This is a genomic window from Zhihengliuella alba (assembly GCF_039538765.1).
GTDB classification, from domain to species: Bacteria; Actinomycetota; Actinomycetes; order Actinomycetales; family Micrococcaceae; genus Zhihengliuella; species Zhihengliuella alba.
Genome location: NZ_BAABCJ010000002.1, coordinates 14,535 through 30,041, shown reverse-complemented (window position 1 = coordinate 30,041; position 15,507 = coordinate 14,535). Strand labels below are relative to the sequence as shown.

General features: G+C 73.8%; 12 protein-coding genes. 7 read left to right on the top strand and 5 right to left on the bottom strand.

All coding sequences use genetic code 11. The annotated features are described in order from the left end of the window. Positions 1 to 48 precede the first annotated feature (48 nt). Positions 49 to 1,341 carry an MFS transporter gene (locus ABD784_RS05900; protein WP_344881420.1) on the top strand — a complete coding sequence of 431 codons (1,293 nt, stop codon included), beginning with the start codon at positions 49 to 51 and terminating at the stop codon, positions 1,339 to 1,341. On the opposite strand, the gene ABD784_RS05895 is transcribed toward ABD784_RS05900, so the two are convergent. After that, positions 1,338 to 2,549: an Rv2578c family radical SAM protein gene (locus tag ABD784_RS05895; RefSeq protein ID WP_344881417.1), complete on the bottom strand. Its 1,212-nt coding sequence runs from the start codon at positions 2,547 to 2,549 to the stop codon at positions 1,338 to 1,340. The genes ABD784_RS05900 and ABD784_RS05895 overlap by 4 nt on opposite strands. A gap of 83 nt (positions 2,550 to 2,632) precedes the next feature. Between ABD784_RS05895 and ABD784_RS05890 the strand changes: the two genes are divergently transcribed. Further along, entirely contained in the window at positions 2,633 to 3,304 is a 672-nt protein-coding gene (locus ABD784_RS05890) for a pyroglutamyl-peptidase I (protein ID WP_344881413.1), read from the top strand. Between the two features lie 37 nt (positions 3,305 to 3,341). On the opposite strand, the gene ABD784_RS05885 is transcribed toward ABD784_RS05890, so the two are convergent. Next, positions 3,342 to 3,899 (bottom strand): hypothetical protein, encoded by a 558-nt coding sequence (locus ABD784_RS05885; protein ID WP_344881410.1) that lies wholly within the window; start codon positions 3,897 to 3,899, stop codon positions 3,342 to 3,344. A 210-nt stretch (positions 3,900 to 4,109) separates the two neighbouring features. On the opposite strand from ABD784_RS05885, the gene pheS reads away from it, so the two are divergent. Continuing rightward, positions 4,110 to 5,204: a phenylalanine--tRNA ligase subunit alpha gene (gene pheS, locus ABD784_RS05880; protein ID WP_344881407.1), complete on the top strand. Its 1,095-nt coding sequence runs from the start codon at positions 4,110 to 4,112 to the stop codon at positions 5,202 to 5,204. 3 nt (positions 5,205 to 5,207) lie between these two features. Further along, on the top strand, positions 5,208 to 7,751 hold the full coding sequence (pheT, locus tag ABD784_RS05875; protein ID WP_344881403.1) for a phenylalanine--tRNA ligase subunit beta: 2,544 nt from the start codon (positions 5,208 to 5,210) through the stop codon (positions 7,749 to 7,751). Positions 7,752 to 7,885: 134 nt separating this feature from the next. Here pheT and ABD784_RS05870 read toward each other — a convergent pair whose 3' ends face one another. Then, positions 7,886 to 8,296 (bottom strand): hypothetical protein, encoded by a 411-nt coding sequence (locus ABD784_RS05870; RefSeq protein WP_344881400.1) that lies wholly within the window; start codon positions 8,294 to 8,296, stop codon positions 7,886 to 7,888. A gap of 93 nt (positions 8,297 to 8,389) precedes the next feature. Here ABD784_RS05870 and ABD784_RS05865 point away from each other — a divergent pair, with 93 nt between their 5' ends. The 3 genes from ABD784_RS05865 to ABD784_RS05855 are packed head-to-tail and all read left to right on the top strand — an operon-like array spanning position 8,390 to position 10,213. Further along, the gene (locus ABD784_RS05865) at positions 8,390 to 9,025 is read left to right on the top strand and encodes a MerR family transcriptional regulator (RefSeq protein WP_344881397.1); all 636 of its coding nucleotides are present in this window, start codon (positions 8,390 to 8,392) and stop codon (positions 9,023 to 9,025) included. A gap of 9 nt (positions 9,026 to 9,034) precedes the next feature. Continuing rightward, positions 9,035 to 9,514: an aminoacyl-tRNA deacylase gene (locus tag ABD784_RS05860; protein ID WP_344881395.1), complete on the top strand. Its 480-nt coding sequence runs from the start codon at positions 9,035 to 9,037 to the stop codon at positions 9,512 to 9,514. Further along, positions 9,515 to 10,213, top strand: coding sequence for a 4'-phosphopantetheinyl transferase family protein (locus ABD784_RS05855; protein WP_344881392.1), 699 nt, complete (start codon positions 9,515 to 9,517; stop codon positions 10,211 to 10,213). Here ABD784_RS05855 and ABD784_RS05850 read toward each other — a convergent pair. Together ABD784_RS05850 and ABD784_RS05845 are read right to left on the bottom strand one after the other, a co-directional pair. Further along, positions 10,210 to 11,589, bottom strand: a complete 1,380-nt coding sequence (locus ABD784_RS05850) for a M1 family metallopeptidase (RefSeq protein ID WP_344881389.1) — start codon at positions 11,587 to 11,589, stop codon at positions 10,210 to 10,212. The genes ABD784_RS05855 and ABD784_RS05850 overlap by 4 nt on opposite strands. After that, entirely contained in the window at positions 11,586 to 15,476 is a 3,891-nt protein-coding gene (locus ABD784_RS05845; RefSeq protein ID WP_344881386.1) for a Pls/PosA family non-ribosomal peptide synthetase, read from the bottom strand. Before ABD784_RS05845 ends, ABD784_RS05850 begins: the two co-directional genes overlap by 4 nt. Positions 15,477 to 15,507 lie beyond the last annotated feature (31 nt).

The following is a 15,507-nucleotide window of genomic DNA, read 5'->3' as shown; positions in this document are numbered from 1 at the left end:
CTTCGAATAGGTCCTGACCTGCGCCTCCGGGCTGGCACAATCGGAGGCATGGTCGAAAAAGCGTCGCCACCGCCCGTGTGGCGCATGCCCGGAATGCCCGCGCTCCTGCTGATGACGGGGTTCGGATTCTCCGGCTTCTCCGTTCTCATGCCCACGGCTCCGCTCTGGACGCTCGAGGGCGGCGCCGGCACGGACGGGGCCGGGCTCGTCAACGGCGTGCTCATGCTGTTCACCGTCCTGGCCCAGCCGTTCGTCCCCTGGGCGCTGCGCCGCTTCGGCTGGGGCGCCGTCCTGACCACCGGGATGGTCCTGCTCGGCGCGCCCCCGCTGCTGTTCGCGCTCTCCGCCGACCTGCCCAGCGTCCTGGCCCTCTCCGCGGTCCGCGGCCTCGGGTTCGGCATTCTGACCGTCTCCGGCAGCACCGCCGTCGCCGAGCTCGTGGAGCCGGCCCGTCGCGGCAAGGCCGTCGGCGCCTACGGCCTGGCCATCGCCCTCCCGCAGGTCGTGCTCCTGCCGGCCGCGCCCTGGATCGCGCAGAACATCGGTTTCTGGCCCGTGTTCGTCCTCGGTGCGCTGCCACTCCTGAGCATCGTGCCCGCCTACCGCTTGGCCGGGCACCTGGGCGCGCTGCCCGATGCCCCGGACCACCCGGCCGACGAGGTCCAGACCGCCCGTCGCTTCATCCCGCTCGCCCGCCCGATGGCGCTGCTGCTCGCGGCCACCCTCGCCGGCGGTGCCTTCATCACCTTCGCCCCGCAGATGAGCTCGAACCCGGGCGCGACCGCGATCGGCCTCCTGCTGCTGACGTTCGCCGCCGCTGTGAGCCGGTGGGCATTCGGCGGCCTGGTGGACCGCCACGGCGCGCGACCGTTCATCCTGCCGCTGGTGCTGCTGACGATAGCGGGCCTGGCGCTCGGGGCCTGGGCGGTGGCCGATCCGGAGCGGACCGTCATCGCGGCACTTCTCGTCGCGATGGCTGCTGTGGGCATCAGCTACGGCGGCCTGCAGAACCTGACCCTCGTCGAGTCGTTCGCTGTCGTCCGCCGCCGCGACTACGGGGTCGCCAGCGCCGTGTGGAATGTCGGCTTCGACGCCGGCACCGGCCTCGGATCGGTGCTCGTCGGAGCCCTCGCGGCCGGCTGGTCCTTCCCCTCGGCCCTGCTCGCTTGCGCCGCCTTCTCGCTCGTCACGGTGCCGCTGGCCCTCATGCGGCACCGCCGGCCGGCCGGAGTGGACGACCCGAGCCCGGCGGAGCCGCGCAGCGGCCTGCACTCCCTGGTCGAGAAGGACGACCGGCAGGAGAAGGACGAGGGGACCGGGAGGGCGGGCGACCCGAGCTAGAAGAGTGCCGCCTGGTCGGCCGGAGGCGGAACCGCCGCACGGCCGGCCGGGGGCCTGGCACCCGCGCCGGGGCCGGAGTCCGCAGCGCTGCTGCGCCAACCGGCCGAGCCGAGGCCATGGCGTCGCTTCAGGGCGGAGACCTTGCCGTCGAGCCACCCGCGGTACTCCTTCGAGGCGACGGCGCCGCGCCGGTAGACCTCGCGGTAGCGCGGGACCAGGTCGGGGCGTTGCTCGGCCAGCCAGTCGAAGTACCACTCGCGTGCGCCGGGACGCAGGTGCAGGGGGCCGGCCGTGATACGGGAGGCGCCGGCGGAGCGGACCCGCTCGAACAACGACTCGAGGGCCGCGTCGGAGTCGCTCAGCCACGGCAGGATCGGCATCGCCATGACGTGGCAGTCGACGCCGGCGCCCGCGAGGCGCTCCAGCAGCCTCAGCCGGGCGGTCGGCGACGGCGTCCCGGGCTCCACACGCGCGCTGAGCGCGTCGTCGGTCATGGCGATCGACAGTCCCACGCCGACCGGCACCCGCTCGGCGGCGCGGGCCAGCAGATCGATGTCCCGCGCGAGCAGCGTCCCCTTGGTCAGGATCGAGAAGGGCGTGCCGGAGGCGGCGAGCGCCTCGATGATGTCCGGCATGAGTCGATAGCGGCCCTCGGCCCGCTGGTACGGGTCCGTGTTCGTACCCAGGGCCACGTGCTCGCGCCGCCAGGACGGGCGACGCAGCTCGGCGCGGAGGACCTCGGCCACATTCCGCTTGACGACCACCTGCGAGTCGAAGTCGCGGCCGTAGTCCAGATCCAGATAGGTGTGCGTCTTGCGCGCGAAGCAGTAGACGCAGGCGTGCGTGCAGCCACGGTAGGGGTTGATCGTCCAGCGGAACGGCATGTTCGAGGACTCCGGCACCCGGTTCAGTGCGCTCTTCGCGACGACCTCGTGGAAGGTCATCCCCTCGAACTCGGGGGAGCGGACCGTGCGCAGCACGTTCGGCAGCTGGATCAGCGGCTCGGCTGTGGCCTGCTCGACTGTGGCCGGTTCGACGGCGGCCTGCTCGACTGTTGCTCGCTCGGCGGCGGGACCGGCGAGCGGGAGAGGGTGCAGATGCGGGGCACCGGCCTCGGCTTGGACAGCCTGGGCCTTGGGGGACACCCGGCCGGTGCCCGCATCCGGCTGGTCGGTCGAGGACCGAACCAGCTGAGCTTCCCATCTCACGCCTTTATTAGAACATAGATTCGAACGCCGGGTCCAGTGGATCTTCGAACTCGAACTCGGTGCGGTCGCGCTAGCATGACGGCATGATCCTCCTGACCGGCTTCGAGCCCTTCGACGGCGCCGAGAGCAATCCGTCCGCGGAGGCCGCGCAACTGGCGGCCCACCAGCTCATGAGCGAGGGGACGGACGCCGTCGCCGTCGTCCTCCCGTGCACGTTCGGGCTCGCCGGGCGCCGCCTGCGCGAGGCCGTCGAGGAGACGAGTGCCAACGTCGTCATCGCCGCGGGCGTGGCGGCGGAGCGCGACCGGATCTCGCTGGAGCGCGTGGCCGTCAACAGGATCGACGCCCGGATCCCCGACAACGCCGGGGCGCAGCCGGTGGACGTCCCCTGCGTCGTCGACGCCCCGGACGAGTACCCGAGCACGCTCCCGCTGGACCGGATACTCGCGCGGCTCGAGCTCTCGGGCCTGCCGGTCGAGCTCTCCGACTCCGCGGGGCGGTACGTCTGCAACAAGGCCTTCTTCGAGCTCATGCACCACGCCTCGGCGGGCGAGCCGCGGATCGCCGGATTCATCCATGTCCCCGCCGAGGGGACGCCGTACCCAGCCGGCGCGGACACCGAGGAGGCGGTGAGCGGGGCCTGGACCGTCGGCGCCATGGCCCGCGCCCTGGAGATCGCCGCGAAGGCGTCCATGCACGAGGCCCGGCACCCGGGCGACGACATGCCGGTGAGCTCCGCGTCCTCGGGGGACTAGCGCCGGGCACGGCCGACGCCGCCGGGGGACGGGCCCATCATCGGCCCGTGGCCGTCCGGCGGCCGGGGCGCCGCAGCACGGAGGCGAGCCGCAGCATGGAGGCGAGCCGCAGCATGGAGGCGAGCTGCCGGCCCCGCCGACGCCAGGGGATGCGCGGGGCCTCCCTGTAGCCTCCCCGCCGCAGGCCGGCGGCGCGCTCGAAGACGTTCCGGGAGGCCGGGTCGCCGGTCCGCAGCCAGGACCATCCGGCCGCGGCGAAGTAGAGGGGCAGGAACGGCAGCCCGCCGCAGAGGGCGTACTGGGCGGCGTGCGCCGCCTCGTGCCGCATCAGGTCAGGGCGGCGCTCGGGCGCGCCCACGGCGGGACGGAGGACGACGACGCTGCCGACGGTGAACGCGGCCGCCCGCGGCAGCGGCCCCTCGAACCCCTCCGCCACCCAGAGCCCGGCGGGCCGAGCGGCCCCCGGTGCGTAGGGGCGGACCCGGCAGCGCGCGGCCCGCGCGACCGCCAGGCCGAGCGGCGTCATGAGATTGAGCCAGTTGAGCGCGGCGCGCACCCGACCCCACTCGATCGGGGCGGGGCATCGGGTCGGCATGGCCCCACGCTACCGGGCCGCCCCGCCCGCCGGAACGCCGCCTCCGCCGCTCGCCGCCCCCTCGCCGCCGCCCGCGCGGCGACCCGCCCTGCGATCCGCCCGCGCGGCGACGCCGTCCGTCCGTGTTTCCTCTCGCGTGGGACCCCTGCTCTAGACTGGGCGGGAATCCACCACACCTCCATCGGAAACTGCAAAGGGCTGTATTCACCCATGTCTGACGCCACGTCGGCCACCGCCGACGCACCTGAAATCCAAGAAGGCGCTCCGGCGGTGCCGCACCCCACGGACGAGGCCGCCGTCGGCGCCGCCGTCGACGCGGCGCTCGCCGCGATCGCCGCCGCCGGGGACCTCGCCGAGCTGAAGCAGGCCCGTCTGGCGCATACCGGCGACAAGTCGCCGCTGGCACTGTCCAACCGGCAGATCGGCCAGCTGGACAAGGCCGAGAAGGCCGTCGCCGGCAAGCTCGTCGGTGCCGCCCGCGGCCGGGTGAACAAGGCGCTCGCCGAGCGCACCGCCGTGCTGGAGGAGGAGGAGGCCGCGCGCATCCTCGTCGAGGAGACCGTCGACGTCACGGCGGCCCCGCGCCGCCGTCGTGCCGGTGCCCGGCACCCGCTCTCGATCCTGCAGGACCGCGTCTCCGACATCTTCGTGGGCATGGGCTGGGAGATCGCCGAGGGCCCCGAGGTGGAGTCCGAGTGGTTCAACTTCGACGCCCTGAACTTCAAGCCGGACCACCCGGCGCGGGAGATGCAGGACACGTTCTTCGTCGAGCCCGCGGACGCCCACCTGGTGCTCCGGACCCACACGTCGCCCGTGCAGGTGCGCTCCATGCTCGAGCGCGACCTGCCGCTGTACGTGCTGTGCCCGGGCCGTACGTTCCGCACCGACGAGCTGGACGCCACCCATACGCCGGTCTTCCACCAGTTCGAGGGCCTCGCCATCGACCAGGGACTGACCATGGCCGACCTGCGCGGGACGCTCGAGCACTTCGCGCGCCAGATGTTCGGCGCCGAGGCCCGGATCCGCCTGCGCCCGGCCTACTTCCCGTTCACCGAGCCGAGCGCCGAGCTGGACATCTGGCACCCGGGCGCCAAGGGCGGCCCCCGCTGGATCGAGTGGGGTGGCTGCGGCATGGTCAACCCCAACGTGCTGCGGGCCGCCGGCATCGACCCGGAGGAGTACACCGGGTTCGCGTTCGGCATGGGCGTCGAGCGCACCCTCATGTTCCGCAACGACGTCGACGACATGCGCGACATGATCGAAGGCGACGTCCGCTTCAGCCAGCACTTCGGGATGGAGATCTAACCCATGCGTATTCCGCTCTCTTGGCTGCGCGAGTTCGCGCAGGTACCGGCCGACGCCACGGCCGAAGACGTCATGGCGGATCTGGTCCGGGTCGGCCTCGAGGAGGAGGACGTCCACCGTCCCTCCGACGAGCTGTCCGGGCCGATCGTCGTGGGGCAGGTCCTCTCGCTCGAGAAGGAGCCGCAGAAGAACGGCAAGACCATCAACTGGTGCCAGGTCCGCGTGGTCCCCGAGGGCGCCGAGCAGACCCTGGCCGGCGAGGGCATCGACCCCTCGGGCGTGCAGGGCATCGTCTGCGGTGCGCACAACTTCGAGGTCGGCGACAAGGTCGTCGTCACCCTGCCCGGCGCCGTCCTGCCCGGTGACTTCCGGATCTCCCCGCGCAAGACCTACGGCCACGTCTCCGCCGGCATGATCGCCTCCGCGCGCGAGCTCGGCCTCGGCGACGAGCACGACGGCATCATCGTCCTCTCCCACCTCGGGCTGGACCCGGAGGTCGGCACGGACGTCTATGCGCTCCTCGGGCTCGACGACGAGGCCGCCGAAATCAACGTGACCCCGGACCGCGGCTACTGCTTCTCCCTGCGCGGCGTCGCCCGCGAGTACGCGCTGGCGACCGGCACCGAGTTCGTGGACCCCGTCTCCCGGGTGAGCGTGGACCAGCCGACGGGCGAGGGCCACCCCGTGCGGCTCGAGGACCAGGCGCCGATCTACGGCACCGCCGGCTGCGACCGGTTCGTCGCGCGCACCGTGCGCGGCGTGGACCCGACGCGCCCCACGCCGCCGTGGATGGCCTCCCGCCTGCGGCTGGCCGGCATGCGCTCCATCTCGCTGATCGTCGACATCTCCAACTACGTGATGCTCGAGCTCGGCCAGCCGCTGCACTTCTACGACGCCGACAAGCTCCAGGGCCCGATCGTCGTTCGCCGCGCGAATCCCGGCGAGAAGCTGGAGACGCTGGACGGCAAGGTCCGCGAGCTCTCCACCGAGGACCTGCTCATCACCGACGACCGCGGCGCGATCGGCCTGGCCGGCGTCATGGGCGGTGCCGAGACCGAGGTCGGCGACGGGACGTCGAACGTCCTCATCGAGTCGGCGCACTTCGACGCCATCTCCATGGGCCGGACCCGTCGGCGGCACCGCCTGCCGTCCGAGGCGTCGAAGCGCAACGAGCGCGGCGTCGACTGGGAGCTCGCCGACGTCGCAGCGCAGCGCGCCGCCGACCTGCTCGTCGAGCTCGCCGGCGGCACCGTCGAGACCACGGTCACCGACGCCCACGTCCGCCCCGAACCGGTGGTCATCGACCTGCCGGACGGCTTCGCGGCCCGCCTCATCGGGATCGACTACACCCGCGAGCAGCAGGTCTCGGCGCTCGCCGGGATCGGCGCCGACGTCCAGGAGTACGACGGCGGCCTCCGCGTCACGGCGCCCTCCTGGCGGCCGGACCTGGCCATCAAGGAGGACCTCGTCGAGGAGATCGCGCGCCTGGTCGGCTACGACCAGATCCCCGCGACGCTTCCCGTGGCACCTCCCGGCCGCGGCCTGACCCGCGCGCAGCAGCAGCGCCGCCGCGTCCTCCAGGGCCTCGCCGACGCCGGGCTGACCGAGGTGCTGAACTACCCGTTCGTCTCGACGGCTCAGAACGACCGGTTCGGCACCCCCGTCGAGGGCGAGGAGGTGCCGGCCGTGAAGCTGGCGAACCCGATCTCCTCCGAGTTCGGCTACCTGCGCCGCTCCCTGCTCCCCGGCCTGCTGGAGGCCGCGCGCCGCAACCACGCCCGCGGCTTCCGCGACCTGGCGCTCTTCGAGGCCGGCCTGATCTTCGTGCCCGGCGAGCAGCTCGGCTCCGCGGTCCTGCCACCCCTGGGCGCCAAGCCCGCGGACGAGGTCCTCGACGAGCTCTACGCGGGCATCCCGGAGCAGCCATGGCACGTCGGCGGCATCCTGACGGGCCACGAGGGGTCCCCGGCCGCCGGCTACGCGCCGCGCCAGTGGGAGTGGTCGGACGCCCTCGACGTAGCGCTGACGGTCGGGGAGCTGCTCGGCGTCGAGATCGTCGTCGCCCAGGGCCGCCACCAGGCGTTCCACCCGGGCCGGACCGCCCGGCTGTCGCTGCGCACCGGCGAGCCCGTCGGCTTCGCCGGCGAGCTGCACCCGAGCCTGCTCAAGGACCTGGACCTGCCGGCCCGCTCGGCGGCCTTCGAGCTGGACCTGGAGACGGTGATGGACGCGGCCGCGGACGTCGTCGTCGCCCGCCCCCTCTCCACCTTTCCCGTCACCACGCAGGACGTCGCGCTCGTCGTCGGCGCGGACACCGTCGCCGCCGACGTCCTGGAGACCCTCCGCGAGGGGGCCGGCGAGCTGCTCGAGGACGTCGCGCTCTTCGACGTGTACTCGGGGGCCGGTATCGAGGACGGGCGCAAGTCGCTCGCCTTCGGACTCCGCTTCCGCGCGGACGACCGCACGCTCACGGCGGACGAGGCGTCCGAGGCCCGCGCGGCCGCCGTCGCGCTGGCCGCCGAGCGGCACGGGGCCATCCAGCGGTAGAGGCCGGCACAGCGTCGCACGACGACGCGGTGCACAAGGGCGGCGGGCATCGGCCCGCCGCCCTTCGTCGTCCCCCTCGGGTCGTCGTCCCCCTCGGGTCGTCGTCCCCCTCGGGTCGTCGTCCCCCTCGGGGCTCAGGGCCGGCCGGCGGCGATCGCCCCGATGCCCGCGGCCAGCAGCCCGGCCGTGAGCACCGCCGCACCGATCGGCACGAGGACGGCGGCGCGGCCGGGTTTCTGCGGGTCCTGGCCCAGCACCCCGAGGAAGAACCCGGCCGGCATGAGGAGGGCGGCAGCGGGTACCCCGGAGCGGGCGAGCCAGACGGCCCAGGCCGGCAGTTCGTAGGCGTCCGTGTAGGGGAGGATCGCGAGCGAGAGGACCAAGAGCACCGCGGCGTGCGCATGTCCCGCCCGGTACCAGTTCCGCTGCAGGTCGTTCGCGGGATGACCGCCGGTCGTGACGCGCAGCAGGAACGCCCCGCCGGACTCGACCGTGATGAGGGCCAGCATGAGGATGCCGGCCAGGGTGAGGGTTGCGGGCTCCATCGGGATGCCTTCCGGCGCGGTGGGTGGTGCAGTAGCGTTGGGTACCAGCACTATCTACGGTAGATAGAAGAGCTATCCATGGCAAGGGGTGGAATGCGGATCTCCGAACTGGTCGAGCGCACCGGCGTCCCGCTGGCGACCGTGAAGTACTACCTGCGCGAGGGACTGCTGCCGCCGGGCCGCGCGGTCGGGGCGAAGCTGTCGCTCTACGGCGAGGAGCACGTCCGACGGCTCGCGCTCATCCGGGCCCTCCGCGACACCGCCAATCTGCCGCTGGCCGGCGTGCGGACGGTCGTGGCCGTCATCGACGAGCCATCGCCGGACCCCGTGGCCTCGCTCGGGCGCGCCGTGGCCGCGCTGCCGCCCGCCGTCGCCGACGACCGGCGCGGGCCGTATCCCCGGGCCGAGGCCGTGGCACGGGAGATCGGCGAGCACATCGACCCCGGGAGTGCGGCCATGGCCCAGCTCGAGGACGCCCTCGCCGCGGCGGAGTCGGTGGGCCTGGGCATCAGCCCCGAGCGGGCCCGCTGCTACGCCCGGCACGTGCACGCCATGGCGGAGTTCGACGCGGCCCACGTGCCGGCGGGGGAGTCCGGGCGGGCCATCGAGCACGTGGTGCTGGGCACCGCCCTCTACGAGCCGGTGATCGCCGCCATGCGGCGCCTGGCCCACCAGGACGTCGCACGGTCGAGGGGCGCCGGGGGAGTGCGCGCGGACGCGGAGGGCTAGGCTGGCGGCATGACTGAACTCGAGACGCCTGCCGTCCGTGCGGCTCGCGAGGCCGGCATCGACTTCGAGGTGACGCGGCACGGCCCCGTCGGCAGCCTCGAGGAGGCCGCGGCGGCACGGGGCATCGAGCCGCGGGACCTGATCAAGACGCTGGTCCTGCGCCGTGCGGAGGACGACTACCTCCTGGTGCTGATCCCCGGCGACCGGAAGTTCTCCTGGCCCAAGGTCCGGGCCCTCCTGGGCACCAACCGCCTGTCCATGCCGGACGCCGAGGTAGCGCGCCGGGTCACCGGCTACGAGCGCGGCACCATCACACCGTTCGGGACCAGCGTCCCGCTGCCGGTGGTGGCCGACGAGCACCTCGTCGGACGGCGCGTCTCGATCGGCGCCGGCGCGCACGGGGCGGGCCTGACGGTCCGCGGCGACGACATCGTCCGGCTCTTCGACACCACGGTGGCCGACATCTCCGATCGCCCGGACGGCCCGTAGATGGCCTCCATCCCGGGCGTCCGGCTCGCCGCGCTGCCCCTGAGCTTCGCGGCGGGGCTGCCCCGCGAGTGGCTCAGTGTCGAGGAGCTCGAGCGCGCCGGGGCCTACGACGACGGCGGGCCGCGCACCGCATTCGTCGCCGGGCGGCTGGGGGTCCGCTTCGCTGCTGCGGCTGTCCTCCCCGAGGCCGCGGGGCAGCCCGAGCGGATCGGTCTCACGGGGCGCTGCCCCCGCTGCGGGGACGGACCGCACGGTGCGCCCCGGCTGCTCGTCGACGGGTGTGACGCCGACCTGTCGCTGAGCTACTCCCGGGCCGACGGATGGCTGCTCGTCGCCTTCGCGCCGGCCGAGCAGCGGGTCGGCGTCGACCTCTGCCCGCCTTTCGGCGAGGATTTCGGCCTCTTCACCCAGCCCCAGCAGACGGCGCTGCGGCTGCTGCCCCGGGCGCGCCGCCGGGTCGAGGCCGCCCGTCGGTGGGCCCTCCTCGAGGCCCGGGGCAAGGCGGCCGGCGTCGGCGTGGTGGAGCCCGAGGGGGTCCCCACGGATGTGGGCCGGCGCCGCGAGCGGGCCGGGACACTGTCCGCGCTGGGCGTCAGCGTCCTCGCCACGGGCGAGGACACCGAGGCCGAGGCGGCGAGCCTGGGAAGCCTGCTCGCCGCCGTCGTCCTCGACGAGCCCGGTCCGGTCCCGCCGGCCTAGGCGCCGGCGGGGAACGGCGGCAGCGCGGCCTCGAGGAGCCAGGGGCGGAGGAGTCGCGCGGCGTCCACGCCGTGTTCGTCGCCGGAGACGTGCCGGGTGAAGGCCTCGTAGTCGACGTGGCCGTGCCGGTGGGCCGTGGTCCAGCTGCGCAGCATCGAGAAGAACGCCGTGTCGCCGAGGCGGACGCGCAGGGCGTGCAGGGCCAGGGCGCCCCGCTTGTACACCCGGTCGTCGAACATCTCGTCCGGCCCGGGCGCGCCCACCACCAGGTCCTGGGGCTTCGCGGCGAGGCCGGCGTAGGCCGCCTCCGCGCGCTGGGCGGCGCTCTCCAGCCCGGAGGCCTCGGACCACAGCCACTCGGCGTAGCAGGCGAACCCCTCGTGCATCCAGATGTCCTCCCAGCGCCGGATGGTCAGCGAGTTGCCGAACCACTGGTGGGACAGCTCGTGCGCGATCAGCCGCTGCTGCTCCCAGCCCGCCTCCAGATGGTTGCAGCCGAAGATGGACAGCCCGTGCGCCTCCAGGGGGATCTCGAGCTCGTCCGCGGTGACCACCGCCGAGTACGCGTCGAAGGGGTAGGGGCCGAAGGCGTCGGTGAAGGTCTCCAGCATCCCCGTCTGAGGGGCGAAGGCCTCCTGCGCACGCTCCAGCAACGGTGCCGGGACCAGGAGCTGCTGCGCGGGCAGGGCCGCCTCGGAGGCGTGCCGGGCCCGTCCTCGGGCGCCGCCGGACGGCGAGTCCCCCGGACCGCGCGCGTCCAGCGCCACGCGCCGGTACCGGCCGATCTGGACGGTCGCCAGATAGGGGGCCATCGGCTCGCGGACCTCGTAGGTCCAGTTCTCCCGGCTGGATCTGCGCCCGTGCGCCACGAGCTCGCCATTGCAGACGGCCCGGTAGTCGGCGTCCGTGGACACGGAGATCCGGAAGGTGGCCTTCTGGCTGGGATGGTCGTTGCACGGGAACCAGGTCGCGGCGCCGTTGGGCTGGCCGGCGATCAGGACGCCGTCGTCGAGCTCCTCCCAGCCGACCTCGCCCCATGGACCGGTCCGCGGTCCGGGACTTCCGCCGTAGCGGACCTCGACCTGGAAGCGCGCGCCGGCGCGGATCGTCGCCGACGGCGTGACGGAGAGCCGTTCGCCGCGCTGCTTGAAGGCCGCCCTGCGGCCGTCGACGGAGGCCTTCGCCACGCGCAGGCCGGCCAGGTCCAGCTCGATGGCCTGCAGGTCGCGGACCGCGGTGCCCGTGAGCCGGGCGCGGCCGGAGAGGTGGTTGCCGCCGAGTTTGCACTCCAGGTCCAGGTCGTAGTGCTCCGCCGTGTAGGCGTCGCTGCCGTTGCCCGGGACGTACGGGTCGGGCAGTGTCAAGGGGGTGCTCATGCTGTGGGAGCCTTCCAGGGCTTGACCGGATTCCCCATCCAGCGGGTGGACGGGAGGATGGATTCGCCGCGCATCACCAGGGACGCCGGGCCCACGGTGGCGCCGGCCCCGATCGAGGCGGCCGGCAGGATGACGCCGTTGGGGCCGAGGGTGGCCCCCGCCTCCAGCTCCACGGTGTCGATGGCCATGACGCGGTCGTGGAAGAGGTGCGTCTGGACGACGCACCCGCGGTTGACCGTGGAGGAGTCCCCGAGGCGGACCAGGTCGGCCTCGGGCAGCCAGTAGCTGTCGCACCACACGCCGTGCCCGATCCGCGCACCGAGGCCGCGCAGGAACCACACCAGGGCCGGCGTGCCGGCAGCCGCTCGGGCGAACCACGTGGCGCAGACCATCTCCACGAACGTGTCCACGACCTCGTTCCGCCAGATGAAGGAGCTCCACAGCGCGTGCTTCCCGGACCGGATGGGTCCAACGACCAGCCATTTCGCAGCGATCGTCACCAGGGCGGCGACGCCGCCGGCGGCGAGCATGACGACGCCGCTGAGAAGCGCGGCCACGGCCCAGCCCGCCGTCGCGGCGACCACGTCCAGGACGAGCACGACGGCGGACGCGATGCCCACCGTGACGGCGACGGGCACGAAGCGGAGGACCTCCCAGGCGCCGCGGGCGACCTTGAGCGCCAGCGGAGGGGCGAACGTCCGTGCGGCGTCGGTCTGCTCCTCGACCCGGCGCAGCCGGACGGGCGGGCTGCCCAGCCAGGACGAGCCCGCCTTGGCCTTCGGGGGCGTGGCGGAGAGCACGGCCACCAGCCCGTTCTTGGGGACCCGGCGCCCGGCGGCTGCGATCCCGGAGTTGCCCAGGAACGCCCGCTTGCCGACCTTCGCCGGGGCGACGTGCATCCACCCGCCGCCGAGCTCGTAGGAGGCCACCATGGTGTCGTCCGCCAGGAACGCGCCGGAGGCGATCGTCGTCATCTTCGGGACCAGCAGGACCGTGGAGGCCTCGACGTTGCGCCCGACCTTCGCCCCGAGCAGGCGCAGCCACACCGGTGTGAACAGGGAGGCGTACAGCGGGAACAGCAGATCCCGGGCCATGTCGAGCAGTCTCTCGGTCGCCCAGACCTGCCAGCCGATCCGGCTGCGCACCGGGTGCCAGCCCTCGCGCAGTCCGACGCCGAGCAGCCGGACGGCGACCATGACGAGGAGTGCGTTGAGGAGGAACCAGACCGCGGCCGCGAGGGGGACGGCCGCGGCGACGGATGGCCAGGCCTCCGCCAGGGAGGCGTGGCCCCGCGCCGCCCAGGCCACGATGGCGGCCCCGCCGAGGACCGAGATCCACGGGATCATGGCGAGTGCCGCGGAGGCCGCCCCGAAGCCCACCGTCGCCAGCGCCCCGCCGGACGGACGGCTCCCGGGCCACGCCGGCTTCGCCTTCCCGGTCCGCTGGGCCGGGGAGCCGGCGTAGCTCGAGTCCTCCCGCGTGGTGCCGTAGACCGCCGAGCCGGACTGGACGTCGCTGCCCGCGCCGACGACGGCGCCGGGCAGCAGGGTGGAGCGGGCGCCGACGGTGGCGCCGGCCCCGATCCGGATCGGGCCGATGTGCACCCGGTCGCCGTCGAGCCAGTACCCGGAGAGATCCACCTCGGGCTCGATCGACGCCCCCTTGCCGATGCTCAGCATCCCGGTCACCGGCGGGACCGCGTGGAGCGTCACGTCGCGTCCGATCCTCGCCCCGAGGGCGCGGGCGTAGTAGGGGACCCATGGCGCGCTCACCAGTGAGACGGGGTCCACGAGATCCGCGATGTGCTGCGCGAGCCAGAGCCGCAGGTGGACCTTGCCGGACCGCGGGTAGGAGCCGGGCTCCAGGCCCCGCAGCAGGATCCGCGCCGCCAGGACGGACAGGCCCATGCGGCCGAGCGGGCTGACGAACACCAGCCACGAGGCGGCCACCCACCACCAGGAGATCGTCGTCGGGGAGGCGAGCAGCCCGGTCAGGGCCAGCACATTGTTCAGGATCATCAGGTGCGTGACCCAGCGCATCCCCACCAGGACGAAGAGGGGGACGCCCATGAGCGTCTGGAAGACCTGGGCCTTTCGCGTCGTGCGGGCGACGTCCCGGATCTGGACCGGGGAGTCGTCGGCCCTGTGGGAGCCGAGCGCCTCCAGCAGCGCCGCCAGCCGGGGGCGCTCGTACAGGTCCGCGACCGTCACGGAGGGGAAGCGGGCCCGCAGGCGCGAGACCAGCTGCGCGGCGGGGAGCGACCCGCCGCCGGCGGCGAAGAAGTCCGCGTCGGGGCCATCCGGCTCGGAGCCGAGGACGGCCGTCCACTGGTCCACGACGAACTGGGCGTCGGCGGAGAGCTCCGGCAGTCCCGCCCCTGCCTCCGCGTCGGCGTGGCCGGCGCGCGGGAGAGGCCACGGCAGCGCGTTGCGGTTCACCTTGCCGCTGGTCTTGGTCGGCAGGGAATCGACGACGGTCAGCCGGGGGATCAGCGGCGCCGGGAGGGACCCGGCCAGGAGCCGGCGCGCCTCCTCGAGGTCCAGGCCGGCGTCCGCGGCGAGGTAGCCGACGAGGACCTGCGTGCCCGCCGCGGTCGTCTTCACGGCGGCCGCGGCTCCGGCGACTCCGGGCAGGGCCTGCAGCGCCGCGTCGACCTCGCCGAGCTCGATGCGCCGGCCGCCCAGCTTGACCTGCTCGTCCGCGCGCCCGACGAAGACCAGCCCGGCCGGGTCGTTGACCACGAGGTCGCCGGAGCGGTACGCCCGCTCCCAGCCCAGCGTGGGCATCGGCGCGTACTTCTCCCGGTCCTTGGCGGCGTCCAGGTACTTCGCGAGCCCCACGCCGCCGATGATCAGCTCGCCGGTGGACCCCTCGGGGACGGGCACGCCGTCGGCATCGACGACCGCCAGGTCCCAGCCGTCGAGCGGCAGGCCGATGCGGACGGGGCCGGTGCCCGTCATCAGGGCACCGCAGGCCACGACCGTCGCCTCCGTCGGGCCGTACGTGTTCCAGACCTCGCGGCCGGGGGAGACGAGGCGGGCCACCAGCTCCGGCGGGCAGGCCTCGCCGCCGAAGATGAGCAGACGGACGTTCTCGAGCGCCTCCGCGGGCCAGATGGCGGCGAGCGTCGGGACCGTGGAGACCGCGGTGATCCCGCGGGTGACCAGCCAGGGCCCCAGATCCATGCCGGAGCGCACCAGAGCGCGCGGGGCCGGGACCAGGCAGGCGCCGTGGCGCCAGGCCAGCCACATCTCCTCGCACGAGGCATCGAAGGCCACCGAGAGGCCGGCGAGGACGCGGTCCCCCGGGGCGAGGGGCTCCTGCCGGAGGAACAGGCGCGCCTCGGCGTCGACGAAGGCCGCCGCCGAGCGATGCGAGACGGCGACCCCCTTGGGCGTACCGGTCGACCCGGACGTGAAGATGATCCACGCGTCGTCGTCGAGCCGCGGCTCGCGGGGATCCGGGAAGGGCCGCGGGCGCTTGGCGTCGACCACGAGCTCGCCGCCGGCCCGGACGATGCCGGCCACGCGCGCCTCCGTGAAGACCAGGCGGGCGCGCTCGTCGGGATCGTCGGCGTCGACCGGGACGTACGCGGCACCGACCATGAGGGTGGCCAGGATGGCGATGTACAGCTCGCGGGTACCCGAGGGGATGCGGATCCCGATGCGGTCCCCGGCGCCCAGGCCGGCCTCGTGGAATGCGCGGGCCTGGCCGCGCACCGCCTCGAGCAGCTCGGCGTAGGTCAGCGGTCGGTCGCCGTCGTCCAGGGCCGGGGCATCCGGATGCTCCCGGGACGTGGAATGGAGGATGTCGAGAAGGGTACGCGGGCGGGGTGCCTGAGCGGCCCCCGGGAATTGACAGGGGTGGACCTGCGTCGACAACGCCATGGCTGCTTTCTGATGGGGCGCGCGGGTGCGC